The organism is Rhodococcus sp. 14-2483-1-1 (assembly GCF_002259335.1).
Classification (GTDB): Bacteria; Actinomycetota; Actinomycetes; order Mycobacteriales; family Mycobacteriaceae; genus Rhodococcoides.
In genome coordinates, this window is record NZ_NPFX01000014.1 from 257,617 (window position 1) to 284,275 (window position 26,659).

Annotated in this window: 25 protein-coding genes and 1 pseudogene; 16 read left to right on the forward strand and 10 right to left on the reverse strand. The window is 64.5% G+C overall.

Annotated elements, in window-relative coordinates; all coding sequences use genetic code 11:
- Nucleotides 1-33 precede the first annotated feature (33 nt).
- Nucleotides 34-1,104 carry a sn-glycerol-3-phosphate ABC transporter ATP-binding protein UgpC gene (ugpC, locus tag CH294_RS12490; RefSeq protein WP_032379999.1) on the reverse strand — a complete coding sequence of 357 codons (1,071 nt, stop codon included), beginning with the start codon at nt 1,102-1,104 and terminating at the stop codon, nt 34-36.
- A 117-nt stretch (nt 1,105-1,221) separates the two neighbouring features.
- Between ugpC and CH294_RS12495 the strand changes: the two genes are divergently transcribed.
- From CH294_RS12495 to CH294_RS27830, 3 genes are all read left to right on the forward strand, one after another.
- Complete coding sequence (locus CH294_RS12495) at nt 1,222-3,054, forward strand: multicopper oxidase domain-containing protein (RefSeq protein ID WP_094738121.1); 1,833 nt, start codon at nt 1,222-1,224, stop codon at nt 3,052-3,054.
- 148 nt (nt 3,055-3,202) lie between these two features.
- On the forward strand, nt 3,203-3,604 hold the full coding sequence (locus CH294_RS12500; RefSeq protein WP_032380001.1) for a DUF6855 family protein: 402 nt from the start codon (nt 3,203-3,205) through the stop codon (nt 3,602-3,604).
- A 48-nt stretch (nt 3,605-3,652) separates the two neighbouring features.
- A complete protein-coding gene (locus CH294_RS27830; RefSeq protein ID WP_249305254.1) occupies nt 3,653-5,299 on the forward strand; it encodes an HNH endonuclease signature motif containing protein in 1,647 nt (548 codons plus the stop codon).
- Nucleotides 5,300-5,652: 353 nt separating this feature from the next.
- Here CH294_RS27830 and CH294_RS12515 read toward each other — a convergent pair whose 3' ends face one another.
- Entirely contained in the window at nt 5,653-6,537 is an 885-nt protein-coding gene (locus CH294_RS12515) for a polysaccharide deacetylase family protein (RefSeq protein WP_094738392.1), read from the reverse strand.
- 54 nt (nt 6,538-6,591) lie between these two features.
- The gene (locus CH294_RS12520; protein ID WP_094609282.1) at nt 6,592-7,158 is read right to left on the reverse strand and encodes a CGNR zinc finger domain-containing protein; all 567 of its coding nucleotides are present in this window, start codon (nt 7,156-7,158) and stop codon (nt 6,592-6,594) included.
- 79 nt (nt 7,159-7,237) lie between these two features.
- Here CH294_RS12520 and CH294_RS12525 point away from each other — a divergent pair, with 79 nt between their 5' ends.
- Nucleotides 7,238-8,410, forward strand: a complete 1,173-nt coding sequence (locus tag CH294_RS12525) for an epoxide hydrolase (protein ID WP_094738122.1) — start codon at nt 7,238-7,240, stop codon at nt 8,408-8,410.
- A 42-nt stretch (nt 8,411-8,452) separates the two neighbouring features.
- Here CH294_RS12525 and CH294_RS12530 read toward each other — a convergent pair whose 3' ends face one another.
- Both CH294_RS12530 and CH294_RS12535 read right to left on the reverse strand, forming a co-directional pair.
- The gene (locus CH294_RS12530) at nt 8,453-8,764 is read right to left on the reverse strand and encodes a hypothetical protein (protein WP_094738123.1); all 312 of its coding nucleotides are present in this window, start codon (nt 8,762-8,764) and stop codon (nt 8,453-8,455) included.
- A 62-nt stretch (nt 8,765-8,826) separates the two neighbouring features.
- Nucleotides 8,827-9,552, reverse strand: a complete 726-nt coding sequence (locus CH294_RS12535) for an LpqN/LpqT family lipoprotein (RefSeq protein ID WP_032380005.1) — start codon at nt 9,550-9,552, stop codon at nt 8,827-8,829.
- 54 nt (nt 9,553-9,606) lie between these two features.
- Here CH294_RS12535 and CH294_RS27995 point away from each other — a divergent pair.
- The 12 genes and pseudogenes from CH294_RS27995 to CH294_RS12590 all read left to right on the forward strand — a co-directional run.
- Nucleotides 9,607-9,804 (forward strand): annotated as a pseudogene (locus CH294_RS27995) (hypothetical protein); the annotation flags it as partial.
- A gap of 45 nt (nt 9,805-9,849) precedes the next feature.
- A complete protein-coding gene (locus tag CH294_RS28070; RefSeq protein ID WP_349290434.1) occupies nt 9,850-11,067 on the forward strand; it encodes a neutral zinc metallopeptidase in 1,218 nt (405 codons plus the stop codon).
- Between the two features lie 55 nt (nt 11,068-11,122).
- Nucleotides 11,123-11,728, forward strand: coding sequence for a TetR/AcrR family transcriptional regulator (locus tag CH294_RS12545; protein WP_094703791.1), 606 nt, complete (start codon nt 11,123-11,125; stop codon nt 11,726-11,728).
- Entirely contained in the window at nt 11,725-13,242 is a 1,518-nt protein-coding gene (locus tag CH294_RS12550; protein ID WP_094738125.1) for an NAD(P)/FAD-dependent oxidoreductase, read from the forward strand. The genes CH294_RS12545 and CH294_RS12550 overlap by 4 nt, the downstream gene beginning before the upstream one ends.
- Nucleotides 13,239-14,930, forward strand: coding sequence for a GMC family oxidoreductase (locus CH294_RS12555; protein ID WP_094609286.1), 1,692 nt, complete (start codon nt 13,239-13,241; stop codon nt 14,928-14,930). The genes CH294_RS12550 and CH294_RS12555 overlap by 4 nt, the downstream gene beginning before the upstream one ends.
- On the forward strand, nt 14,930-15,565 hold the full coding sequence (locus CH294_RS12560; protein WP_094738126.1) for an acetoacetate decarboxylase family protein: 636 nt from the start codon (nt 14,930-14,932) through the stop codon (nt 15,563-15,565). Before CH294_RS12555 ends, CH294_RS12560 begins: the two co-directional genes overlap by 1 nt.
- 197 nt (nt 15,566-15,762) lie before the next feature.
- Nucleotides 15,763-17,280: a catalase gene (locus tag CH294_RS12565; RefSeq protein ID WP_094609303.1), complete on the forward strand. Its 1,518-nt coding sequence runs from the start codon at nt 15,763-15,765 to the stop codon at nt 17,278-17,280.
- Nucleotides 17,281-17,424: 144 nt separating this feature from the next.
- A complete protein-coding gene (locus CH294_RS12570) occupies nt 17,425-17,898 on the forward strand; it encodes a DNA starvation/stationary phase protection protein (RefSeq protein WP_032380678.1) in 474 nt (157 codons plus the stop codon).
- Between the two features lie 82 nt (nt 17,899-17,980).
- A complete protein-coding gene (locus CH294_RS12575) occupies nt 17,981-18,673 on the forward strand; it encodes an HAD family hydrolase (protein ID WP_037149984.1) in 693 nt (230 codons plus the stop codon).
- The gene (locus CH294_RS12580) at nt 18,670-20,469 is read left to right on the forward strand and encodes a glycoside hydrolase family 15 protein (protein WP_094609288.1); all 1,800 of its coding nucleotides are present in this window, start codon (nt 18,670-18,672) and stop codon (nt 20,467-20,469) included. The genes CH294_RS12575 and CH294_RS12580 overlap by 4 nt, the downstream gene beginning before the upstream one ends.
- 29 nt (nt 20,470-20,498) lie before the next feature.
- Nucleotides 20,499-21,299, forward strand: coding sequence for an SDR family oxidoreductase (locus tag CH294_RS12585; protein ID WP_094738127.1), 801 nt, complete (start codon nt 20,499-20,501; stop codon nt 21,297-21,299).
- Between the two features lie 9 nt (nt 21,300-21,308).
- Nucleotides 21,309-22,280, forward strand: coding sequence for an LLM class F420-dependent oxidoreductase (locus tag CH294_RS12590; protein ID WP_027494506.1), 972 nt, complete (start codon nt 21,309-21,311; stop codon nt 22,278-22,280).
- Between the two features lie 50 nt (nt 22,281-22,330).
- On the opposite strand, the gene CH294_RS12595 is transcribed toward CH294_RS12590, so the two are convergent.
- From CH294_RS12595 to CH294_RS12615, 5 genes are all read right to left on the reverse strand, one after another.
- Nucleotides 22,331-23,086, reverse strand: coding sequence for an ABC transporter permease (locus CH294_RS12595; protein ID WP_094738128.1), 756 nt, complete (start codon nt 23,084-23,086; stop codon nt 22,331-22,333).
- Nucleotides 23,083-23,829, reverse strand: coding sequence for an ABC transporter permease (locus CH294_RS12600; RefSeq protein WP_032404577.1), 747 nt, complete (start codon nt 23,827-23,829; stop codon nt 23,083-23,085). The genes CH294_RS12595 and CH294_RS12600 overlap by 4 nt, the downstream gene beginning before the upstream one ends.
- Nucleotides 23,826-24,728 (reverse strand): ATP-binding cassette domain-containing protein, encoded by a 903-nt coding sequence (locus CH294_RS12605; protein WP_094738129.1) that lies wholly within the window; start codon nt 24,726-24,728, stop codon nt 23,826-23,828. The genes CH294_RS12600 and CH294_RS12605 overlap by 4 nt, the downstream gene beginning before the upstream one ends.
- Before the next feature lie 82 nt (nt 24,729-24,810).
- A complete protein-coding gene (locus tag CH294_RS12610; RefSeq protein WP_094738130.1) occupies nt 24,811-25,485 on the reverse strand; it encodes a response regulator transcription factor in 675 nt (224 codons plus the stop codon).
- Nucleotides 25,482-26,624, reverse strand: coding sequence for a sensor histidine kinase (locus CH294_RS12615; RefSeq protein ID WP_094738131.1), 1,143 nt, complete (start codon nt 26,622-26,624; stop codon nt 25,482-25,484). Before CH294_RS12615 ends, CH294_RS12610 begins: the two co-directional genes overlap by 4 nt.
- Nucleotides 26,625-26,659: the final 35 nt, after the last annotated feature.

A 26,659-nucleotide genomic window follows, 5' to 3' on the forward strand; every position in this document is an offset into this window, starting at 1 on the left:
TTGAATTACGCACAACGCGCACGAGGAGGGTGATCAGTTCAGGCGGTGACCTTCGGCGGAGGCGTCGAAGATGTGCGCGTGCGCGTCGTCGATGCGCACATGGACGCGGTCGCCCTTCTCGGGCGGGCTACGCCAATCGGCCCGAGCGACAATGGTTTCGGACTTGCCGTTGATGTCCGCTCGTCCGAACACGAAGGCCTCGGAACCGAGCTCCTCGACGACGTCGATCTCGAGAGCTATTCCGCTGTCGGCAATCTCGATGTGCTCGGGCCGAATACCGAACATCACCTCGGTCGCAGAACCGAGTGTCTGACGCGGCACCGGAATCACCTGATCGGCCAGGCGGACGCCGCCGTCGGTGACCGGAGCACGGAACAGGTTCATCGACGGCGAGCCCATGAACCCGGCGACGAATGCGTTGACCGGGGTGCGGTAGAGCTCGCGCGGCGTGGCGCACTGTTGCAGCACACCACCTTTGAGCACCGCGACGCGATCGCCCATCGTCATGGCCTCGACCTGATCGTGGGTGACGTACACCGTAGTCGTGCCGAGCCGACGCTGTAGCTGTGCGATCTGCGTCCGCGTCTGAACCCTCAGTTTGGCGTCGAGGTTGGACAGCGGCTCGTCCATCAGAAACACCTGAGGTTGCCGGACTATGGCGCGGCCCATGGCAACTCGCTGACGCTGACCGCCGGAGAGGGCCTTCGGCTTGCGATCCAGGTACGGCTCGAGGTCGAGCAGCTTCGCGGCCTCCTCGACGCGAGTGCGAATGTCTTCCTTGTTCGCCTTCGCCAGCTTGAGCGCGAACCCCATGTTCTCGGCGACGGTCATGTGCGGGTACAGCGCGTAGTTCTGGAACACCATCGCGATGTCGCGATCCTTGGGCTCGGAATTGGTGACGTCCTTGCCGCCGATGAGGATGCGACCGGAATTGACCTCTTCGAGCCCCGCGAGCATCCGGAGCGACGTCGACTTGCCGCAGCCGGAGGGGCCGACCAGAACGAGGAATTCACCGTCCTCGATGTGCAGGTCGAGCTCGTTCACCGCGGGGGTGTCGGAGCCGGGAAAAAGCCTGGTCGTGCGCTCGAACGAGATTGTTGCCATGACGAAATAGATCCCTCCACCGGCAGGAACGTGCCGGACGATCCGAGTGTGGGGTGACGGCGGGAGCCGACCAGCACATAGTATGGGCCCAATCACAACCAGGAGGAAGGTGGCCGGGTGAGCGGCTCCGTGTCCAGACGAACCGCCCTACGCGGGCTGGCGGCGGCCGCAGTGGCAGCCGGCGCAGCAGCACTACCCGTGGCATCGACGACCCGTCGAGCACTGGCCGACGACTTCCTCCGTGGGCAGAGTCCTCTCCTCTTCCATTCGCCGCCGCTGACGCCGTTCCGTGACGAACTGCCGCGATTGCCGCTCATCAGCGGTACCGAGGTCACGCTCGACGCACACAGCTCCACCCACGCCTTCCATGCCGATCTGCGCCCCGGTCCCACATTCGGCTACGGCCAGTGCGACTACCTCGGGCCCACCATAGAGTCGCAGCAGGGCCAGCCATGGACGCTGAAGTACTCGAACACCACCGCCGGTAACCCTCTCGCCGCCGACATCGACACCTCGCTGCACGGAATGAGCGAGATGGATCGCACGATGACGCCGACGTCGCTGCACCTGCACGGCAGCATCACCGAGCCGGCGAGCGATGGTCACTCGGAGATGCTGGTGCGCCCGGGCGAGTCGATGACGCACAACTTCCCGGGTCTCAACGACGCCGCAGGACTCTGGTACCACGACCACGCCATGTCGATGACGCGCATCAACGTCTACGCGGGCCTGCTCGGCATGAACCTCGTCCGCGACCGTTGGGACACCGGCACTTCCGACAACGCCCTCGGACTGCCCTCGGGTGAGTTCGAGCTGCCGCTGGTGCTGCAGGAAAAGATCATGAATCCCGACGGCAGCATGAGCATCCGCTCCAACATCACCGTGCCGCAGGGTAAGTGGGAAGGCGGCGGCACCGGCGACGTGGGCGTCGTGAACGGCAAGATCTGGCCGACGATGGAAGTCGCCCGCGGGATGTACCGGCTGCGCCTGGTCAACGCCGGGTCGTACAGTGTGTGGAACCTGTTCTTCACCAACAAGTTACGCTTCTGGGTCATCGGGAACGACGGCGGATTGCTCGACGCCCCGGTGGAAACCACCAGCATCCGCCTTGCGCCTGCCGAACGCGCCGACATCCTGGTCGACTTCGGTGCCGTCGAAGCAGGGGCGTTGGTCGAGTTGCTCAACGACGAACCGCCACCGGCTCAGGCGGCGTCGCTCGGAGCTGTCCCGATGCCGATGTTCTGCCAGTTCCGCGTCGCGTCCGCGGCGGGGTTCCGGGGCGGTATGCCGTCGTTGCTGCGCGGAGGAAAGGGGCAGCCGGATGTGTTGCCGCCGTTGCCGACCCCCACCTTTACCCGCACCGTCACCGTGAACCAGCCCTCCAGTGGGCTGAACCTGGACATGACGCTGATGAACCTGAACAACCTGCGGTACTCCGACCCGGACATCGAGATGCCGAAGCAGGGCACCGTGGAGATGTGGAACATCGTCAACACGACGGTCGAACCACACCCGATTCACCTGCACCTGGCGCACTTTCGGACGCTGGGACGTATTCCGATCGACCTCGCAGCGTACCAACGCGACTTTCCCCGGCCCACGTTCGGCACCAGATGGGCTCCGCCGGTGGAGAAGTTCCTCACCGGTCCATCGGTGCCGCCGGCCACCTGGGAAGCCGGGTGGAAGGACACCGTCAACACGTACCCGGGCACCGTCACCCAGATCCTCGTCCGATTCCCGACGGCCGACGAACTCGGGTTCGACCCCGACGCCACCTTCGCGGGACCGGCAGCACACCACGGCGGTAGCGATATGAGCGGCCACGATATGGGCGGTCATGACATGCCGGCTTCGGGTCCATCCGAATTGCAGGGGTACATGTGGCACTGCCACATGCTCGATCACGAGGACCACGAAATGATGCTGCGGTACCGCACCGTCGCTCCGTGACGTAGTCACCCGAACCTGTCCGGGGTCGGGAGCTTGTTGCGTTCACCGTCCGGTCGGCCCACACTGACCGAGCCGCGTAAGGCAATCACCGTGCTCGGTCGATCTTTCTGCCCATCGGCTGACCGCGACAACGGAACGGACCCCGGCCATGACCAGCGGAACCAAATCCGACCCGTGGGCTCTCACCACCGCCCCCGGCACCTCGGCGTACACCATGTACCGCGATCCCGACCACGAGCCACCTGCCCTCGTATGCCAGGTGGGTTCGACGACACTGCGATACCGCATCGAGGCAATCGAGGATTTGCACGGCTGGCTCACCGAACGTGCCGACTGGGTATTGCTCGGTGCCGCAGACGAGAAGAAGCCGGCTGCTCCTGACACGGTCGAAGCGTGGGGGCGCTCAGAGGACAACCCGGTCGGCGGTTGGTACGGGCTCAGGAACGGATACCGCGGCCGGTTCGGGATGTACCTGCCGCCGCTCCTCGAAGAGCTCGGCCTGGCCGAGCTCACTCACAACGCCCGGAACAACAGCATGCGTGCCCTGTAGAGCGGTCATCGAAAAAGTGTGTCGGTGGGTGGGTATAGCTTTCGGGGTGTGAAGACATGGGGGGATGTGTTCGGGCTCGCGGACCAGGAATTGGTCTCCGAGCTCGCTGACGTGACCTCCCTCGAAAACGCACTCGCTGCAACCAGATTGACGCTGCTTGCCGAAATCGACCGACGTGGCTTGGCGATGAAACTCGGGCACTCGTCCGTCACCCGCTGGTACGCCCGATCGGTCCGGATCACCGACGGATCAGCGGCCCGCCAGAACGCACTGGGGTACTGGCTGCACGATCACCACATTGTGCTCGACGCCCTCGCCTGCGGTGAGATTCACGCCGCTCACGCCGCAGCAATCGCCGAGGGTTACGACGTCGTGCTGGTGGCCGACCCGACGTTGGGTGAGGATCGACGCGCGGCCGTCGTCGCGGAACTGCTCGACACCGCTCGACGGAGCACCGCAGGCTCGGTCACTTCGCGTGCGCAAGCCTTGGCGCATTCAGCGGCCGACGATGTTCGTGCTCGTCACGAGAAGGCGGAGAAGGAACGACGCGAGCGGGAACAGGCGGGCAGGGACGACGCAGGGTCGCGCGCCACCGACACTATGGGTGGTTCGGGAGCAGGTGGCTCGGGTGATGCAGGTGGCTCGGGTGCCGCAGGCGATCCCGAACCTGCTGGGCCCGAACCCGTTCCGACGGGACCACCGCCGGTGCCGGTGTCGGAGAACCCGGACCTGAACCGGTTCGATCTTCATCCTCTCGCGAACGGTCGTTATCAGCTCGGTGGCAACGCCGACCGATTGCTGGCCGAGAAACTGCTCACCGCCCTGTCGGCGTTGACGGCGCCGCGGCTAGGTCCCGGTGGCGAACGCGATCCACGTAGCCCGTCGAAGCGGCGGGCCGATGCACTCGATCACATTCTCGACCGGCACCTGCGCGGCAGCACCCGCGGGTCGGCGGGCGGGTCGCGGGCGTCGGTGCACCTGATCGTCCCACTGCGGGACCTGCTCGCCCACGGCGGCAAAGAGCAACCCGGAAGTACAACAACGGATTCGACGAGAACCGGTGCCGGCCACGACAGGGTCGGTTCCAGCGTTGATGCAGTGCGCCACGAAGAGGGCGACAGCACCGGTCCCACCGGCCCGCGTTCCGATGGCGCTGCCCGAGGCCATACCGACGCTCGCGGCGGAGCAACAGCCGGCGGTGATGGTGATGGTGCTGGTGCCCGTGCTACCGGGCAGAAGTCTGCGCCTGAGCCGGGCGACGCCGACTGGCCGTTCCACCTCGACTGGACCGGCCCGATCAGTCGCTTCCTTGCCGAACTTCTCACCTGCGACGCCGACCTGACCCCCGTCATCGTCGACCACCACGGCGTTCCCCTCGCGCTCGGGCGCACCACCAGACTCGCCAGCGATGACCAACGCATCGCCCTGACCATCCGCGATACCTGCTGCGTGATGTGCGGCCGACCGGCGCAGTGGTGCCAGGCCCACCACGTGAAGTTCTGGGAAGACGGCGGCGCAACCGATCTGAACAACCTCGCGTTGGTGTGCGGGGAATGCCACCGACTCGTCCACCACGGCGACTGGCAACTGATCATGGGCGAGGACGGACACCCGTACGCCATCCCACCCGAATCCGTCGACCCCCGAAGACAACCCATCCCCAGCTACCACCGACGAAAACGACGCGCAGCCTGACCACTTATGGTCGCGCCGCTGAAGCGCCCCAGCCATTCCCCATCGGAGCCTTGCGTCGGCCGCGCGGCCATCGGTGAGGCTTCGGCGTGCGGCCTCCCCGTATGCACGGCGCTGTCGATGAGCACGGACGGGCCCGACATCGCTTGTATCCGCGGTTCTCTCGCTCACCCGATCGCCTTCGCCGGGCTGGCTTCCGCGGGGCACGACCGGCATGCATGGTCATTCGGGCCAACGCCGCGTCGACCAGAGAACTGAGCACCTCGCCAATCGGTGGCCGCCCAGGGACTAGTCGCTCGCCGCTCCAGCGGTGGACTGTCCGTCGTGTACCCGTCGGTCAGGGGTCGACGACCGACCTAGGGCGGAGGTACCAGCCCTCGGTAGTGCGCCGCGATGTCGCCCGGAGTGGTGAACCAGACGCCGTCACTGTTGTCGGTCATGTGCTTCAGAGCCGCGCGGAACCGTCGAAGTCTGTAGGGCTGTCCGGTGAGAAACGTGTGCAGGGAGATCGCCAGCACTACCGGTTGGCGGATCGAGTTCTCCTTCAGCTCGTCGAAGCTGTCGATGATGTTGTGCTCGAACGCTTCTGCTGTCTGGTGGTGGTGAACGAACACCGGGAGATCGTTGACCTCGTGGGGATACGGGACGCTCAGCAATGGGCCGCCCCGGGTCTCTAGCCACACGGGTTGATCGTCGATCGGCCAATCCAAGGTGTACTCGTAACCGCGTTCGGCGAGCAGGTCTTCGGTCACGCGGCTGGGGTTGGCGCCGGGACTCATCCACCCGCGAGGCGGCGAGCCTTCGTGATGTTCGATAGCTGTCGTCACCTCGTCGATCGAGCGGCGCTCGGCGTCCTGGTCCAGATCGTTCGGTTGGACGGCATTGGTTCGGCCGTGCGCGACGATCTCGGCATCGAGCCCACGGAAAGCGTCGACCAGCCGTGGGGCATGCTCGTACACCTCGGTGTTCACGAGGAGAGTCGGACGAACTCCGCTCTGCTGCAACGTCTCTGCGATCCGAAAACCACCCACGCGGTTCCCGTATTCGCGCCAGCCCCAGTTGTAGGTATTGGGCTGCTCCATCGCGGGCGTGTATCCGAGCCCGGGTTCGCCGTCGTCGTAGGGAAAGTGTTCGCAGTTGACGGCGACGTACACCGCGAGGCGCGCGTCACCCGGCCAGTCGAACTGTGGCCGATCGACGATGGGGGAGTAGTCGAAGCGTCCGTGAGAGGCGAGTGGCATACCGGCAGAATTGCCCACGGCTCGTCGGCGCAAACTGCTTCACGGTCGATCGACTCACACGGAATTACGACGCTGATTGGCAACGAACCGCGCCTTCTTCTGACGATTTCCGCACGTATTCATGTCGCACCATTTCCGGCTGCGGCTCTGGCTGGTGTCGAAGAACGCGGCTCGGCAGGTGGGCGATGCGCACAGTGCCAACTTTCCGTCCCGATCGCCGGCGATGATGCTGATGGCGTCGGCAGCGATGACTCCCAGGGCGTCTTCGACGGCTGAGTCCGAGTTCAACTTCCATTGCCTGTTGCCCTCGGGCGTCAGGACCAACGACGCGTTGCCCCGAACGCTGTGGTCGTTGACGATCTGAATGGCCGACGTGGGCAGAGCCTCGTGGACTGCTGCTGCCGTCGCGGCGAGGTGTATCGCTTCTCGCAGTTCCAGGGCCAGGTCCAGTTGGGCCGCGGTGCAGTTGTCCACGGGGAGTCCATTCAGTGCCAACCAGTCGACGAACCGGTGCGGCACCGGGATTCGTTCCAGCGGGTCGCCGCGTCGCTCGGTCAGTGTCCCGGTGAACGCGGTGGACAGCACGCTGCCGGGGCGGAACTCGGGGAACTCGGCGGCCATGGGAACCAGCTTAGCCGGTTGCGCAGAGGTCACCTCGAGATGTAGAACTGGCTTAGCCGGTTCCAATCGAGGAGACCCCATGACGACACTCAACTCCACGCAGGTGCACGCATTCGAGTTCCGGGCGTCCGACGCGGACCTCGACGATCTACGTGCGCGATTGAAGGCTGCACGCCTTCCGGAAGCGGAGACGGTGTCGTTCGGCACGGGCCGATGGGAACAAGGCGTCCCTCTGGCCGACCTCGTCGAGACCGTCGACTATTGGCGCACCGAGTACGACTGGCGATCGTTCGAGGAACGACTCGGTCGAGTAGGCCAGTGGCGCACAACGATCGACGGCGTCGGCATTCACTTTCTGCACCGACGATCCGCACGCGCAGACGCCACCCCGCTGATCATGACCCATGGCTGGCCGGGCAGTTGCGTCGAATTTGTCGACATCGTGGACGAGTTGGCGGATCCCCGAGATGCCGAGGCACCGGCGTTCCACGTCGTCGTTCCCTCGCTGCCGGGGTTCGGCTTCAGCGACAAGCCGAGTGCGACCGGGTGGGGAACCGAGAAGATCGCGTCCGCGTGGGTCGAGTTGATGCACAGGCTGGGTTACGACCGGTTTCTGGCCCACGGTGGCGATTGGGGAGGCGTGATCACCACGATCCTCGGTGGCCGGTTTCCGGAGCAGGTCCTCGGCATTCACACAACGCTCGCGCAGGCACCGCCCGGGCTGACCGCGGAAGGGTTGACGGCCGACGAGCGCCGTTGGACCGAGGACTCCGAAAATTTCCGGCGGCACCACTGTGCGTACGCGAAGCAGCAGGCGACCCGGCCGCAAACGATCGGGTACTCACTCGTCGATTCCCCGGTGGGGCTACTCGCCTGGATTCTCGACAAGTTCGCCGAATGGACGGATACCGACGACACCCCCTTCGAGGCGATCTCCAGGGACACCATCCTCGACAACGTCACCCTGTACTGGCTCACGCGCACCGGTGCATCGTCGGCTCGGATCTATTACGAGAGCCACAACTCGCTCGATCCGGACCTGCGGGTCGACGTTCCTGCGGCGATCACGACGTACCCCCACGACATCGAGAAGAATCCTCGCTCGTGGGCTCAGCACCGCTTTCGGCAGATCGTTCGATGGAAGGCTCCCGAGAATGGGGGACACTTTCCTTCGCTTGAAGATCCCACCTACTTCGTCAGGGATCTGCAAGAGGGCTTCGCGGCCGTACTTTCGGCCGCGGGTATTCGATGAAACAAGTTACTGAGCAATGATATTCGGCAGTAGCCGATCGCGTCAGGGCAGTCGTCGCGCTTGTGCTCGGGCGTAGTCCTCGGGGTGGTTCTTCTTCTGATTCGCTCGGACGGGGTAGAGCAGCAGCCAGAAGGCGAAGAAGCAGACTGCGCGGATGATCACCCACACGAACCACACCGGCCACACGATGAGCAGCCCCAGCTGAAGTATCTGTTTCAGCACCACGGGTGTGCCGTTCGCCAGCGCCAGCCAGCGCAGTGGATTCATCTTGCGGACAAAGCGTTTGGGCTCCGAATACGGCTCGTCGGGTCCGATGCTCAGTGGCGAGACAGTGCTCGGCGGTGCTGTGGACATTGGCAAACCTGTCTCACGGTGATCGGAGCATCCCAGCTCCGATCACCATGCTCGGCAACGAATTACGGGGTGATGACAGTCTGGTCGTCCACCTGGGTGGTGGCGTCGACCAGTAGGTCGAACTGATCGACGCTGCCGTCGACGTTGATCTGCAGGATGTAGTAGCCGTCCTGCCCGGTGATGATCGCGGTCTTCTGCGCCGACACCAGTTCGGCCCCCGTCTCGTCGACGTAGGTTCCGGCGATCTGGTACGCCGGGAAGCCCGACAGAGTCGACACGGCACCTTCCCCGGATGGAGTGAACTGGGGAAGGTTCATCAATTCGCCTGGGGCATAGTCGATGATGGCCTGAGGATCGACGTCGCCTTCGAGCTTGGAAACGATGGCGATCATGCTCGGGGTGCGTTCGTCGGCGGCGACCTCCGGGTAGATGATCGCACCATAGGCCCACTCGGGGGTCTGTTCGGCCGCGTCCACCCAGCCTTCCGGGATGGCGAGGTTGATGGTGGGCGCGGTGGGATCGTCACGGGTGACGGGGATTTCGGTCAGGCCCGCGTCGACGATGTAGTCGGCGATGGTGGGGTTGGGGCCGGCGGGGGCTTCGGTGGTGGTGGCGGGTGCCAGCTTCTTGACCGTCGTGGTCGCGGCTGCCTCTGTCGTCGTGGTTGCGGCTGCCGAGGTCGTGGCCGTTGCCGTGTCGGAGCTACTGCTGCATCCGGCGGCGGTGAGCCCGAGTATCACCACGGCAGCACATGCGGCCCCACGAACGCCAATAGTAGAGAGTGTCATCGGTCCTCTTTCGTTCGTTCGGATACAGCATTCAGGTCGCTACAGCAGGGATCGAACCGACCGGATCGTAGAACCGTGACATTGGAAATGGATTGGAAGATCGGGTGCACCTTCCAATCGATTTCCAATCCTCGCTGGTTAGCGTCTGCAGCTATGAGGTCAGTAGTGAAGACGTTCGCGGTGGTCGGGGTAGTGGCGTTGGCCTTGCCCGCGTGCGGTGGCTCGGCGCAATCCGATTCCAGCACAACAGAATCGACACCCCAGGCGGTGGCAGGCGACGCGCCCGCAACCGCCGGAATGGTGGGCGATGCGTCCGATCCGGTGAACGAGATCGTCGCGGCCGCGATCGATGATCTGCAGTCGTATTGGGCCGAGCAATTCCCCGCTGTCTACGGCAGCGACTACACACCCGTCAGCGGTGGCTTCTATGCCGTCGTCCCGTCTTCCGGCGATGTGCCGCCGTGCGCGTCGTCGGCCGACGACATCGCGGGCAACGCCTTCTACTGCCCCAGCGCCGACGTAGTGGCGTGGGACAGCGAAGGTTTGCTCCCCGATCTGCAGCAACGGTTCGGCGACTTCGTGATTCCCATCGTGATGGCTCACGAGTGGGGGCACGCGATCCAGGCCAGAGCCAATTTCGAGGGCATGACCGTCACCAGTGAAATTCAGGCCGACTGCTTCGCGGGAGCGTGGGCGGCTCATGCGGTGTCCGACGCCACCGCCTTCGATCCGTCGCAGGCCGAACTCGACAGTGCTCTGGCCGGTTTCCTGTATCTACGTGATGAGCCGGGCAGTTCGGCCGAGAGCGATTCCGCGCACGGCAGCGGCTTCGACCGCGTCAGTTCGTTTCAGACCGGGTTCGACGGCGGCCCGATGGACTGCAAACCGTACGTCGACGGCTCCCCTCCCGTCCTGCAGCTGCCGTTCACCAGCCAGTCCGACGCCGATCGGGGCGGCGACGCTCCGCTCGAGCAGATCATCGACGGCGTTCCGAAAGATCTCGAGGACTACTGGAGCGTGCTCTTTCCGGAGTTGACGGGCCGGCCGTGGGAGCCGCTGAAGCCGGTCGTTGCGTTCGACCCGTCCGATGCTCCCGACTGCGGCGGCCAATCTGCCTCGGGTTATGTGCTGTTCTACTGCGTGCCCGACGACTATGTGGGGTTCGATGCCGTCGATGCGATGCCGCGGTTCTACGAGCAGGGTGGGGACTTTGCCGTTGCGGCGCTCATCGCAACCCAGTACGGATTGGCGGGGATGGCACACGCCGGGATCGACGCCGACACCCAGGACACGTCCTTGCAGGGCGATTGCTTTGCCGGGAGTTGGGCGGCCAGCGTGTTGCTGCAGAACCGTCCCACCAGCGGATACACCCTCTCGCCCGGGGACCTGGACGAGGCGATCGCGTCGCTGCTGCTCTTTCGCGGCGACGGTGACGAATCACGGCAGGGGAGCGGGTTCCTGCGCGTCGAGGCGTTCCGGCACGGAGTGATGGACGGGGCCCAGGCCTGCATCTGACGGTCCGAACCAAAACTTAAAGTCAGGCTGGACTGTTTGTTGTTTTAGCGCTACTGTGCGAAGTGTGACTACCGACACAGGATTGAACGACGCCGAGCCGACCGGGCGGCGTACGCAGGCCGAGCGCACCGCGGGCACCCGCGCGAAGTTGCTCGACGCCGCGATCGACTGCCTCGTCGAACTGGGCTTCGCCAAGACCAGCACGCAGGAAATAGCGCGGCGCGCCGGTGTGTCTCGGGGAGCGCAACTGCACCACTTTCCGTCCAAGGAGTCGTTGGTGATCGCGGCCGTCGAGCACCTGGTCGACCGCAGGCTCTCGGAGATCCTCGAGGCCGAGCCCGATCCGGCGCGCGGACCCGAGATTCTCGCCGACGCGTTTTCCGGGCCCCTCTTCTATGCCGCCCTCGAACTCTGGGTAGCGGCCCGTACCGATCCGGCGCTGCACGAGGCGATGATCCCCCTCGAACGACGCGTCGCCGAGGCAATTCAGGGTGGTGCCCAGATCGTCATGGGTAGCAAGATGTCGCCCGAATCCATCGAGCTCAGTGTCGAACTCGCCCGCGGCCTGGCCGTCTCGGCGCTGTTCCGTACTCCCGAGGCCGACGCGCAACTGCGTGAGCGGCTCCTTCCGATCTGGTCCGAAAAGGTGATGACGTCATGAGTCTCGAGCAGCGCGTGGACATCCTCGTCGTGGGAGCCGGGTTCGCCGGTCTGGCAGCCGTGGCGAAGATCCTCGCCGCCGATCCGGCCGCCGACGTCACCGTCATCGAGCGTGCGTCCGATGTGGGCGGCACGTGGCGAGACAACACGTATCCGGGGTGCGCCTGCGATGTGCCTACCTCGCTCTACTCGTTCTCGTTCGCTCCCAGCCCCGAGTGGAGTCATACCTTCGCGCGTCAGCCGGAACTGTTCTCCTACCTGAAATCGGTGGTGGAGCGGCTGGGACTGCAGCGCAGGATCGTCACCGACTGCGAATTGCAGAGCGCCACCTGGGATTCGAGCACCTCGCGGTGGTCGGTGCAGACGTCTAAGGGCGCAACGAGCGCGCGGGTTCTGGTTGCCGCCACCGGCGCGCTGTCGACCCCGAAGATTCCGGACGTGCCCGGTATCGACACGTTCTCCGGCACCGTGTTCCACTCCGCCACGTGGAATCACGAGCACGACCTCACCGGTGAACGCATCGCCGTCATCGGCACCGGAGCGTCTGCGGTGCAGTTCGTCCCCGAGATCGTCGACCGCGCGCAGCGGCTCACCGTCTTCCAGCGCACCCCCGCCTGGGTCATCCCGCGACTCGATCGCACCATCGGCCGGCTCGAAAGAACGCTGTACGAGAAGATTCCTGCGGCCCATCGTGCGGTGCGCGGCATCATCTACGGCTATCGCGAGGCTTACGTGACGGTTCTGGCCGACAATCCGTGGATGCTGCCCGCGGTGAAGGTCTTCGCGAAGGCGAACCTGAAGCGGCAGGTCAAGAACCCCGCGACGCGGGCCGCTCTGACCCCCGACTACGCACCCGGCTGCAAAAGGCTTCTGCTGTCAAACGATTGGCTCCGCACGCTCGACCGTCCGGACGTCGATCTCGTGACGTCGGGCCTGACGTCGGTGACCGAGAACGGCGTGGTCGACGCCTCGGGTCGCAATCACGAGGTGGATACGATCATCTTCGCGACGGGGTTCACTCCCACCGAGCCGCCGGTGTCGCATCTGTTGCGCGGCAACGACGGTCGTACCCTCGCAGAACGTTGGGGCGGCAGCCCGCAGGCGCACCTCGGTACCACCGTCGCCGGGTTCCCGAACCTGTTCCTGATGTACGGCCCCAACACCAACCTCGGGCACAGCTCCATCGTGTACATGCTCGAGTCGCAGGCCAACTACGTGGTCTCCGCGCTGAAGGAAATGAGGGATCGCAGGATTGCGGCCGTCGAGGTCAACGAATCGGCTCAGCGGCAGCACAATTCATGGGTCGACTCCGCGCTCGACGGCACCGTGTGGAATGCCGGCGGCTGCTCGAGCTGGTACCTCGACGCCAACGGTCGCAACTCCACGATGTGGCCCACCTACACATTCCGGTTCCGCAACAAGACGCGAGAGTTCGACGTCTCGAACTACCGAATCGTCTCCGACACTCTCGAACCAGACAACCCCGAATCAGACCACGAGGTGGTATCCGCATGAGCGACTACGACGTATTGATCATCGGCTCCGGTTTCGGCGGCAGCGTTGCCGCGCTGCGGGCCGTCGAGAAGGGCTACCGGGTGGCAGTTCTCGAATCCGGTCGCCGATTCGAGGACGACGAGCTGCCCAAGACCAGCTGGCGGCTACGCAAGTACCTATGGGCTCCGGCGCTGGGTTGCTATGGCGTGCAACGTATCCACCTGCTGCCCGATGTGCTGGTGATGGCGGGAGCCGGCGTGGGCGGCGGCTCGCTCAACTATGCGAACACGCTGTACCAGCCACCGGCAAAGTTCTTCGAGGACCCGCAGTGGGGTTCGATCACCGACTGGCAGCGCGAGTTGAATCCGTACTACGACCAGGCGCGCCGGATGCTCGGCGTCGAGACCAATCCCACGATCACCGCCTCGGACAAGGTGATGAAAGAAGTGGCCGAGGACATGGGAGTGGGGGACACGTTCACCTCGACGCCGGTGGGCGTGTACTTCGGTGACCGCGGCAAGACGGCACCCGACCCGTTCTTCGGTGGTGCCGGGCCCGAGCGCACCGGCTGCACCGAATGTGGATCGTGCATGACGGGCTGCCGCGTCGGCGCGAAGAACACACTCGTCAAGAACTACCTCTATCTGGCCGAACATGCAGGCGCGCATGTTCTTCCGTTGACCACGGTTGTCGACGTGCGGCCGAACGGCGCAGGCTACGACGTGGTGACGCGTCGGACCGGTGGGAAGCTGCGCCGCAAGGAGAAGACCATCACCGCCGATCAGGTCATTTTCTCGGCCGGCACCTACGGCACGCAGAAGCTGATGCTCGCAGCCAAGGAGAAGGGTTCGTTGCCGCGATTGTCGGACAGGATCGGCTCGTTGGTGCGCACCAATTCCGAGGCGGTCCTCGCCGCGACCGCCCGCGGCCGTGAGGTCGACTACCACGAGGGTGTGGCGATCACGTCGTCGTTCCATCCCGACGACCACACTCACATCGAGCCGGTGCGATACGGCAAGGGCAGCAACGCGATCGGACTGTTGCAGACGGTGCTGAGCGACGGCGGCGGCAAGATGCCCCGGGTGCTCAAGACCCTCGGCGTCGCCCTGCGCCATCCCGGCGCTGCGGTGCGGAGCCTGTCGGTGCACCGGTGGTCGGAGCGAACCGTCATCGCGTTGGTCATGCAGACCGACGACAACTCGCTCGAACTCGGCTCGAAGAAGGGCCCGTTCGGTCGCCGGCTCACCAGTAGGCCCGGTGCGGGCGATCCACCGCCGCAGTGGATTCCGCAGGGACACACAGCGATCAGGTTGCTCGCCGACAAGATCGGCGGCGACCCGGGCGGGTCGATCGCGGAGATCGTCAACATTCCGATGACGGCGCACTTCCTCGGTGGCTGCGCCATCGGTGACTCGCCGAAGACCGGTGTGATCGACGGCTACCAGCGTGTGTACGGCTACGACGGATTGCATGTGCTCGACGGCTCGGCCGTCAGCGCCAACCTCGGGGTCAATCCGTCGCTGACCATCACCGCGCAGGCCGAGCGTGCAATGGCGTTGTGGCCCAACAAGGGTGAGACCGACAAGCGCCCCGCGGCGGGTAGCGAGTACCGGGAAGTTACACCCACACAGCCGGTCCGCCCGGTGGTGCCGGTGTCCGCGCCGGGTGCGCTGCGGCTTCCGTTGACCGTGGTGGGGAGGGATTCCTGATGTGGAGCGTGCCCGAGTCCGAGACCGAGCGCACCGATTGGCCGGTCAGCCCTGCAGCGCCATGGCCTGCCAACGTCCGGGCCACGATCTGGTGGCATCGAGCACGGTCGTCGGAGTTCGGTCCGTCCGGAGCTACAACCCTGCCGATCACGATGGCCATGGTGGTCGATTACGTGACATCACCCGTCGGTCCGTACCGCGAGATTCTGGCGAGCCCAGTTCTGCGCCGAGACGTCGGTCGCACTCCTCGGATGGCGGTTCCGTTCATCGCCGTCGATTCCGCCACGTCCGTACACGGCGGTAGGACCAACTGGCACCTGCCCAAGGTGCTGGCCGAGTTCGACGGCGAAGTCTTGGGAAAGGCCGGAGTGAGCAGCGGCGAGTGGTCGGTGCACACCGATTCTCGCGGCTACGGACCGCAGTTTCCGATGCTCGGGTCCATCGGATTCGCGCAACCGGTCGACGGCGGCTCGGCCGTCGGTATCGCTCGTCTGAAGGGTAAGGCCAGGTTGGCCCGGGTCCGGGTGGAAGCGACGGGACCGACGTTGAGCTGCTGGATGCCGTCGGGCACCTATTTCGGACTGCAGATCGTGTCGGGGTCGATGCGAACCGGTGAAGCGCAGCTGGTGCCCTGAAAGCCGCCCTTTTCTTGACTTAGTCCAGATTGATGGCATGCTGAAAGCCGGAGACGTCGCCGCGTCAGGGGTTTATGTCGCAGCCCCGCGAGGCATTCTCTCCACGAAGCGGTCCAGCGTCCGGCCGTTCAGTGCGTCCCCGGGACAGCCCTCCCGGTTTTACTCCAGCCATCAGGAGGTTTCGTATGACCAAGCCGATCAATAAGCCCACCACCAGCAACTCGGGAATTCCAGTACCCAGCGACGACCAGTCGCTCACCGCCGGGACGCAGGGTCCGATCCTCCTGCACGATCACTACCTGATCGAGAAGATGGCCCAGTTCAACCGTGAGCGGGTCCCGGAGCGCGTCGTGCACGCCAAGGGCGCAGGCGCGTTCGGGGAACTCGAGATCACCGGAGACATCAGCAAGTACACCAAGGCGAAGGCTCTGCAGCCCGGTGCCAAGACCGAGATGCTTGCACGCTTTTCCACGGTCGCGGGCGAGCAGGGCAGCCCCGACACCTGGCGCGATCCGCGTGGCTTCTCGCTGAAGTTCTACACCGAGGAAGGCAACTGGGATCTGGTCGGCAACAACACCCCGATCTTCTTCGTCAAGGACCCGATCAAGTTCCAGGACTTCATCCGCAGCCAGAAGCGCATGCCCGATTCCGGCCTGCGCGACAACAACATGCAGTGGGACTTCTGGACCCTCTCGCCCGAGTCGGCACACCAGGTGACCTGGCTCATGGGTGACCGCGGCATTCCGAAGTCGTTCCGCCACATGGACGGATTCGGCTCGCACACATACCAGCTGATTGCCGAGGACGGCACGAAGACCTGGGTGAAGTTCCACTTCAAGACCGATCAGGGTATCGATTTCCTGACGCAGGACAAGGCGGACGAGGTTGCGGGTACGTCGCCCGACCACCACCGTCAGGACCTGTTCGGATCCATCAAGAACGGCGACTTCCCCAGCTGGACCCTCAAGGTGCAGCTCATGCCGTACGACGATGCCGAGAACTACAAGTACAACCCGTTCGACCTCACCAAGGTCTGGTCGCAGAAGGACTACCCGCTGATCGAGGTCGGCAAGATGACCTTGAACCGCAACCCGGAGAACTTCTTCGCTCAGATCGAGCAGAGCTCGTTCGAGCCGTCGAACACCGTGCCCGGCATCGGCTTCAGCCCCGACAAGATGCTGCTCGGCCGTGTGTTCTCCTACGCCGACGCGCACCGGTACCGCATCGGAGCGAACTACGCGCAGCTGCCGGTCAACGCCCCGAAGTCCGAGGTCAACTCGTACTCCAAGGACGGCAACATGCGGTACTCGTTCAACTCCCCGGAGACGCCCGTCTACGCCCCGAACTCGTTCGGCGGCCCATCGGCGGACACGAACAAGTACGGCGACGACGGAGCGTGGGACTTCGAGCCTCGTTTCGTACGCACCGGGTACATCGAGCACCCCGAGGACGGCGACTTCGTGCAAGCGGGAGCCTTGGTCCGCGAGGTCATGGACGACGCCCAGCGTGAGCGTCTCGTCGGGAACATCGTCGGACACGTTCTCAACGGCGTCAGCGAGCCCGTCCTGAGCCGAGTGTTCGAGTACTGGACCAACGTCGACCCCGAGCTCGGCAAGAAGGTCGAAGAAGGTGTTCGGTCGCAGCAGAACGAGACCGCACCGACCACCGGTGCCGGCGCAATCGACGATCCGTCCGACGAGGCCGCCAAGGTCTGATCCGACCGACCCTGGGATCGGCGTCACAGCGATGATGGCGTCGATCCGGAACAACGTGGGCCGACGTGCCGTTGTGTAGTACAGACGAAAGAACAATAATGGTGTGCGATGCATACCGTCGTCCAACGGCAGGGAGGCCACATCATGACGAACCCCATCACCAGCACTCTCGACGCAGGCCAGCAGAAGATTGCGGGTGACGCGCTTCAGGGCACCGTGGTCGATCTCATCGACCTCTCGCTCATCGCGAAGCAGGCGCACTGGAACGTGATCGGCAAGAACTTCCGTTCCGTTCACCTCGAGCTCGACGAATTGGTCACTGCTGCACGTGAGTTCACCGATCAGGCGGCCGAGCGCGCCACTGCCATCGGCGTCAGCCCCGACGGCCGCGCAGCTACCGTCTCCTCGACCGCAGGCACCAAGGGCTTCGGTGCCGGGTGGACTCAGGACAGTGAGGTCGTGCCCGCCGTTGTCGACAACATCGCTGCCGTCGTCGAGCGTCTTCGCGGACGCATCGCCGATACCGGCGAAGCCGATCCGGTGACGCAGGACCTGCTCATCGGCATCACCGCGCGCCTCGAGCAGTTGCACTGGATGTGGCAGGCGCAGGCCAGCTGACGTCTCTTTCCACCCGACAGGCCCCTCGCGCACAGCGGGGGGCTTGTTGTTTGCGTGCACCACCCCCGGGTATCCGAGAACCATGCGTGTTTCGAACCCCACCGTCGGGGCTGTTCTGTTCGACATCGACGGAACCCTCGTCGATTCCAATTACGTGCACGTCGACGCCTGGTCGCGAGCGTTTCGTGAAGCCGGGCACGAAGTGCCGTCGTGGCGTATTCATCGCAGCATCGGGATGGACGGGTCGAAGTTGCTGGAGGCACTGGTCGGCTCGTCCGACAGTGCGGTGGCTCAGGAAGCGAAGAAGCTGCACGGCGAGTACTACGCCGATGCCTCGTCCGATCTCGAAGTGCTCCCGGATGCCCGTGAACTGTTGGCGGACTTGAATACCCGTGGACTCACCGTTGTGCTGGCCACATCCGCCCCCGAGAGCGAGCTCTCGACTCTGCGTGATCTGCTCGACGTCGAGGACTCGGTTGCGGTTGTGACGTCCGGTGAGGACGCCGAGGTGGCCAAGCCCGAGCCCGACATCGTCGCGGTTGCGCTGGAGCGTGCCGGTGTTCAGGCGGAGCGTGCGGTGATGGTCGGCGACAGTGTGTGGGACATCGAAGCGGCCGGACGTGCGGGAGTACGCGCCATCGGTGTGCTGAGCGGTGGCATCTCGCGCAGCGAACTGCTCGACGCGGGAGCGGTAGCCGTGTTCGACGACCCCGCCGATCTGCTCGCCAACATCGAGACCAGCCCCATCTACTCCGACGAAAAGGCAAGTGCTTGAGCGAGTTCCGTAAGCCGCACCCCAGGGTCGACGGCTACGTCCCCATCGAGAGCTACGGTGCGATCGGCGACGGCCGGACCGTGGCGATGATCGCCGACGACGGCCGCATCGACTGGTTTCCGGTTCCGAATCTCGATTCACCGCCTCCGTTCGCGGCGCTGCTCGACGCGCCACACGGCGGTTACATCGAACTCGCGCCGCGGGACGAATTCACCGTCGAGCGTGAATTCGTCCCTGGCACCAACGTATTGAGTTCCACATTCCGTACCGACTCCGGCACCGTGCGCATCACCGACTCGCTCAACACCGGCGTGGCCGGACGGTTGCCCTGGGTGGAGTTGGCACGTCGCGTCGAGGGTCTCGCCGGCAGTGTCGAGCTGACGTGGGCGGTCGCGCCGGGGACCATGCTCGGGATCGCCTCGCCGTGGGCGTACGACACCGAGCACGGAACCGTCCTGCGCGTCGACGGATTGACCTTGGCGGTAAGGACATTGGGCATAGAGGACGTGCAGCTCGCGGACCGCGACATCAGCGGTGTCTTCACCACCCACCCGGGCTCACGGCACGTACTCGGTGTGGTGGGAACCGAGAACGAACCGCTGCCGCTGCCGGATCCGCAGCACCTCGACGAGGGAATCGACCGGACCATCGCCAATTGGCGTGTGTGGTCGGACGAGTTCTCGTACCAGGGCCCGTGGTCGGAGCATGTCGCTCGCAGTGCGCTGGCACTGAAGTTGTTGCTGCACAGCCCGTCCGGCGCGATAGCAGCCGCCGCAACGACCTCACTGCCCGAGAACCGTACCGGTGGCAAGAACTGGGACTACCGCTACGCGTGGGTTCGCGATGCCGCGTACACGATTCGCGCCCTGCAACGGTTCGGTCTTCGTGAGGAAATCCACGCGGCGGTGGCGTGGCTGCTGAAAGTCATCCGATCCAACGATCCCTTGGTCAACGTCTTCTACACCCTCGGCGGTGAATTGCCTGGCGGGACCGAGCAGCCCGACGTGCCCGGATGGCGAGGCATCGGGCCGGTGGTGAACGGTAACGCCGCGGCAGATCAACTGCAGTTGATGATCTTCGGGGATCTGTTCTCGATCATTCGGCAGTACGTGGACGCGGGGAACATCCTCGACGCGCAGACCGGTCGACTGCTGGCCACCATCGCGGACGAGGCATGCGATTCGTGGCAGCGCAAGGACGCCGGAATCTGGGAGCTCGAGGACGAGCAGCACTACACCAGCTCCAAGCTCGGTTGCTGGCAGGCGCTGGACTGCGCCGTGCACCTGGCGGAAGCCGGGGAGATCCCGGGCATACCGGATAGATGGAAAGCCGAGAAAGAATGCATTCGGCGCTACATCGAAACCGAGTGCTGGTCCGACGAGCGGCAGGCCTACCTCGCGTACCCGGGCGCCGACGGACTCGACGCGTCCGTGCTGTTGGCCGCCGAGATGGATTTCGATCGTGGAGAACGACTCTCGTCGACCATCGATGCTCTCGTCGACGAGCTCGGTGCCGGGCCGCTGATGTATCGCTACAGCGGAGTCGCACAGGAAGAAGCGACCTTCGTGGCCTGCGCCTTCTGGCGGGTGTCGGCATTGTCGTGCGTCGGCCGAGACGACGAGGCCACAGCTCTGATGGACCAGCTGGTGGCGCTGTCCAACGACGTCGGGTTGTACAGCGAAATGATCGATGCTTCGGATGGGTCGTTTCTGGGTAACTTCCCGCAGGGCTTGAGCCACCTGGCCCTGGTGAACGCGGCGCTGACCATTGCGCGCTCGCACGACGCCACAGCCTGACAACGACCACGAACGCAAGGTGGGATTTCATGGATTTGGGAATCGACGGTAAGACAGCACTGGTGACCGGAGCAGACTCCGGTATCGGCTGGTACACCGCGAAAATGCTGCTGGCCGAGGGTGTTCGGGTTGTGATCAGCGACAAGGATCAGACCTCGCTCGACGACGCAGCAGCGCAGCTCGAAGCGCCCGATGGGCAGTTGTTCGCGTTCGCTGCGGACGTGACCGACACTGAGGCGGTCGAGAACTTGGCGGCGCAGACACAGCGGGCCGTGGGCGACATCGACATCTTCGTCCAGTCGTCGGGAGTGACGGGCGCGCAAGGACTGTTTCACGAGATCGACGAGGAGGGGTGGAGTTCCACCCTCGACATCGACCTGATGGGTCCCGTCCGGCTACTGCGGGCATTTCTGCCGGCGCTACGCCGTGGTGGTTGGGGACGCGTCGTGTTGCTGACCTCCGAGGATGCCGTGCAGCCGTACGACGACGAATTGCCTTACTGCGCAGCCAAAGCCGGCGTATTGGCCCTCGCCAAGGGGCTCTCGCGCAGTTATGCGTCGGAGGGATTGCTGGTCAATGCAGTCTCTCCCGCGTTCATCCACACCCCGATGACCGACGCGATGATGGACAAGCGCGCCGAGGAGAAGGGCACCGACCGCGACGGTGCCATCGAGAGCTTCCTCGACGAGGAGCGTCCGTACATGGAGCTGGGACGTCGAGGTGAGCCCGAGGAAGTCGCCGCGGTGATCACGTTCCTGTGCTCGGATCGCGCGTCCTTCGTCAACGGATCGAACTACCGAGTCGACGCCGGTTCCGTCGCAACAATTTAGGAGAACATCATGACCAATTTCGGATACACGTTGATGACCGAGCAGAGTGGCCCGAAGGAGCTGGTGAAGTACGCCGTCGGAGCCGAGAAGGTCGGCTTCGACTTCGAGGTCAGCAGCGATCACTACTCACCGTGGCTCTCGTCCATGGGTCACTCGCCCTACGCCTGGACGACGCTGGGTGCGGTGGCTCAGGCCACCGAGCGCGTCGAGCTCATGACGTACGTGACGTGCCCGATCATCAGGTACCACCCGGCCGTCGTCGCGCAGAAGGCCGCCACGCTGCAGATCTTGGCCGACGGACGCTTCACCCTCGGCCTCGGCAGCGGGGAGAACCTCAACGAGCACGTCGTGGGTGAGGGATGGCCGTCCATCGACAAGCGTCAGGACATGTTCGTCGAGGCACTCGAGATCATCCGTGCCCTGCACGCAGGCGGCTTGGTCACCTACGAGGGCAAGCACTTTCGCGTCGACTCGGCTCGGATCTGGGACCTGCCCGAGGGTGGCGTGCCGATCGGCATCGCCGCCGGTGGCGAGAAGGCAGTGGCGCGGTTCGCCGAGTACGGCGATCACCTCATCGCCACCGAGCCGGACGCCGACCTCGTCAAGGCATGGTCGGACAACCACGAAGGACCGGCGCGCTCCATCGGACAGATCCCCATCTCCTGGGATCCGGACAAGGACGCCGCCATCGATCGCGCACACGACCGATTCCGCTGGTTCGCCGGCGGCTGGGCCGTCAACGCCGATCTGCCGACGACGGCGGGATTCGCTGGAGCCACCAAGTTCGTGCGGAAAGAAGATGTGGCCGACACGATTCCGTGTGGACCCGACCTGGACGCCATCGTCGAGGCCGTGAAGCCGTACTGGGAGGCCGGGTACACCGACATCGCCCTCGTGCAGGTGGGCGACGAAACCCAAGAACGGTTCCTCGCCGAGGCTGCAGGCCCGTTGTTGGAGAAACTGCGCGCGGCGTCGAGCTGAGCACAACCGACGAGACCCCGATCGAGACTGTCGATCGGGGTCTCGCGCTGTCACTGAACGTGAATGTCCTTGCGGTCGAGTGCCCTGCCGGTCAGTGCGACGACTACGACAGTGAGCAGTGCCGTGGCCGTCAGGACCGACAGTGCGGCTCCGGTGGTCAGCGAACCCGAGTCACCGAAAGTTCCGGAGGCCAGTTGGGTTGCGCGAGTTGCCAGGGCATAGGGCAACACGAAGATTGCCTCGGTCACCTCGGCGGTGAGGAGGAACACCGATATACCGGCCCCGGCGAGAGCGATGGCAATCGGCACCGCAAACGACCTGATCGTCATCGACAGACCGGATTGCAGAGCCGCCACCGGTAGCGACCCCACCACGATGAGTGCACTGGTCGCGAAGAGCTCGGAAGGAAGCATGCCGTCGAGCGAGAAGACCACCTTGCCGAGAACGACGACGGCTGCCAGCATGACGATGTTCATGACCGCGGTCAGCGTTGCCACCACGGCCGTCTTGGCGATCACGATGCGCGTCGACGGAACCGGCCCACTCATCAGGGCATTCCAGTTCCCTCCTCGGTGTTCGGATTTCCACGCCAGCGAGGCCAGTACGGCAACGCCGAGTGCGAGTGGGAACAGGCCGTAGAACACGACTGTGCGCAACCACAATGTGCGCCATCCCTCTGCCAACTCTGCGCCCGACGCGATCGTGTTGAACGTTCCGACCCCCGCGATGATCAGAGGGAGGAGAACGACGACCGCCCATGCCTGCGAGCGCCTGAGCTTGATCATTTCCGCTGAAAACGCATTCATGCTCGTACCTCCTGTCGATCGAGTCGAACGGTCATGAGCCAGAACAACACTGCCCCGACAACTCCGAGGGCGACGATGCTGGCGTAGGACGGGTTCAGTGTCACCACCTGCTCGCCTCGGTAGTCGGCGGCCGACGCCAAGGAGTAATACCCCCACGGCGTCAGGTGTGCTGCCCAGGAGGGGAATCCGGAGGCGCAGATCGCGATGACGGTACCCACGATGCCGATTCCCAGCGCGACCAGTTGGTTGTCCACTCGCGCTGAGATCACCAGGTGCAGACCGAGTATCACCAGGTTGGCCGTCACCGCTGCCGCCGTGTAGCCCAACCACAGACCGGCAGGCATCGGTTGGGTCACCCCGATGGCGGTCCCCAAAAATACACCTGCAGCGCTGGCCGCCACCGTCGCGCCACCGACGACGAGGCCCGTCGAGACGAGCTTCGCCCGCACGAGGGCTCCGCGGTCGGCTCCATTGGTCTGGTTCAGTAACCAGCCGTTGGACTGGTGCTCGACTTCCACTGTGCGGCTTGCCATCACTGCGATCAGCAGTGGTGACGCGATGGGGACGGCAAGGGACAGACCGGCCAGTGGCAGTGCCCAGGAGACCGCGGTCGAATCGTTCGACGTCGCCGCGGTGAGAGCGCCGACGAAGGTCAACCCTACGATCGCGGCGACCAACAATGCGGCGATCGCGCCGATGTGCAGGTGCCTGAGTTTGGCGAATTCGTTGCGTACGGTCGTCACAATCGGCCACCCTTCGTCAGATTCATGAATACGTCTTCGAGCGACTGATCGTCGCGCCGAACGCCGTAGACGCCTGCGTTTGCGCCGACGAGTTCCGCCACCACCTGTGCGGTACTTCGATCGTCGATGCCGGACAGCCTCAACGTGTGGTCGTCGACCTGCACCGGGATCTTCTGTTGCAGAACCGAACTCGCGCGTCCAGGATCGATCGCGTCGATGAGCACGTCCGGAGTGGAGGCGGCGAACAGCTCGTCGCGGGTGCCTTGGAAAATCAGGCGGCCCTGGCTCAGGATTCCGAGCATGTTCGCCGTCTTGTCGATCTCGCCGAGCAAATGGCTCGAGACCATCACTGTCACACCGTGTTCGGCGAGATGACGGAGCAAGCCGCGGATCTCTTCGATTCCGGCCGGGTCCAAGCCGTTGGTGGGCTCGTCCAGGATCAGAAGTTGTGGCTCGCGCGCGAGTGCCATCGCAATGCCGAGGCGCTGTTTCATTCCCAGCGAGTAGTTCTTCACCTTCTTGTCGAGGTGTTTCTGCAGACGGACGGTGGCTACTGCCCGCTCGATCTGTTCGGCGTGCAGCCCGAGAGAGCGCTGCACGATACGAAGGTTCTCCGCACCCGTGAGATGTCCGTATCCGGGTGGAGATTCGATGAGTGATCCTATGTGTGAGAGCAATTCGCGGCGGGTGCCGTGATTCATCGGCCTACCCAGGATCTCCACCTCACCCGAGGTCGGTCGAATCAGGGACAGCAGCATTTTCATGGTCGTCGATTTGCCCGATCCGTTCGGACCGAGAAAGCCGTAGACGCAGCCCTCAGGAATGCGAAGGTTCACGTCGTCGACGACGGTATGCGTGTCGTAGCGCTTGCCGAGGCTGTGAGTTCTGACGATGTCCATACCCCGACTGTTCCGCATTCGGCCTGGAGAATCGTCCGCCTGCAGGAGTATTTCGGAGGGTATACCCAGGTATACCCTCCCTTCAGCCGCCGGTACCCGGACCGACCAGTCCCGACTCGTAAGCGGCGATCACTGCCTGGGTGCGATCACGTACCCCCAGCTTGGACAATATGCGTCCCACGTGGGCTTTCACGGTTACTTCCGACACCGCGATCGCAATGGCAATCTCCGCATTGGACAGCCCGCTCGAGAGGTGGACCAGGACTTCACGTTCACGTGGAGTCAAATCGGCGAGTTGTTCGGCGGAGGTGCGCACCTGCCGCGCTCGGGGTGCGGGAGCGGAAGTGAAATGCTCGATCAAGCGCCGCGTGGTGCTCGGGGCGACCACCGAATCTCCCTCGTGCACATGCTGAATCGCCGATATCAGCTCGTCGATCGGAGCGTCCTTGACGAGAAAGCCACCGGCACCGGCTCGAAGGGCGTCGAACACGTACTCGTCGAGGTCGAAGGTGGTCAGTATCAGTACTTTCGAGTTCGTGGCTTGCACGATTGCACGGGTTGCTTCGATGCCGTCCATCACCGGCATTCTGACGTCCATGAGAACGACGTTGGGGTTGGTCGCCCGAACCACGTCGACGCCTTCGCGTCCGTCGGCAGCTTCGCCGACTATCCGCACCTTGGCGCGCGAGCCGAGCACCAATTTCAGTCCGGCTCGCACGAGGTTCTGATCATCCACCAGCACAACCGATATCGTCACCGTACCGCCTCGGCGGGTAGTGAGACCGCGACGTGGAATCCGTCCGCGGTCGGGCCTGCGTCGAAGGTGCCGCCCTGCGCGAGAACTCGCTCCCGCATACCCATCAGCCCCCACCCGGACGCGGACGACGAATCGGTTCCGCGTCCGTCGTCCGCGACGGTCAACTCGATCGTCGCCGGTCCGTAGTTCAGATGCACTCGCACGGCTCGAACCTCCGGTCCCGCGTGTTTGCCTACGTTGGTCAACGATTCCTGAATCACACGGTAGATCACCAGCTGCAGACCGGGCGGCAACTCGACGGGCTCGCCCGTCACGCGATAGTCGACCGGAATGCCCACCGCCCGCGATCGCTCGACGAGCCCGTCGAGCTGGACGACACCCGGTGCAGGTACCCGGTCGACCGGATCGTCGGAGTGCAGAACGGTGAGCATCGACCGCATCTCGGTCATTGCTTCTCGCCCGGTGTCTCGAACGGTCTCCATTGCCGCGGCGGCCGCATCGGGATCCTGCCGGACGGTGCCTGCGGCACCCTCCGACAACAACACGATCGCGCTCAGGCTGTGGGACACGATGTCGTGTATCTCGCGGGCGATCCGGGTTCGTTCGGCCGCGGCAGCGTCCCGCTCCACCTGCTCGGCGCGGAGCTGCAGGCTGTGGACGTACTCGTTGCGGACGCGCGCCAGCATTCCGGTCAGCCACGCGATCGCCACGATCAGCACCAGCAGCCCTACGTCACCGAGGGACATGCTGTACCGCTCCATCGACGGCATCGTCATCGTGATCGTCCACACCGCCACCGCGACGGCCGCAGGAACCGAGTTCGACGGCGGCCGACTTCGAGCGACGGCGTGCAGAGCGGGAACGAGCATCACATCTGCGACCAGCAGCTCCACCCCGAGCGCGAGTTGCAGATAGGCGGTCGCCACAATCACCGAGAACATCGACAAGGGGCGACGGCGATGGAAGACATACGGCAGACACAGTCCGACCGGCAGGGCATATGCAATCCAAGAGACCGCACTGTCAGGGACCGCGAATCCCTGCACGGGCAGGTTGTAGGCAAAGACCGCAGCTGCGACAGCGCAGTCCAGAAACCTGTGATTGCGCCGGCTCGACCGGGCATCATCGATCACCGTCATCGCCCGATACCGTACTGGACAAGCGCATTCGGGTC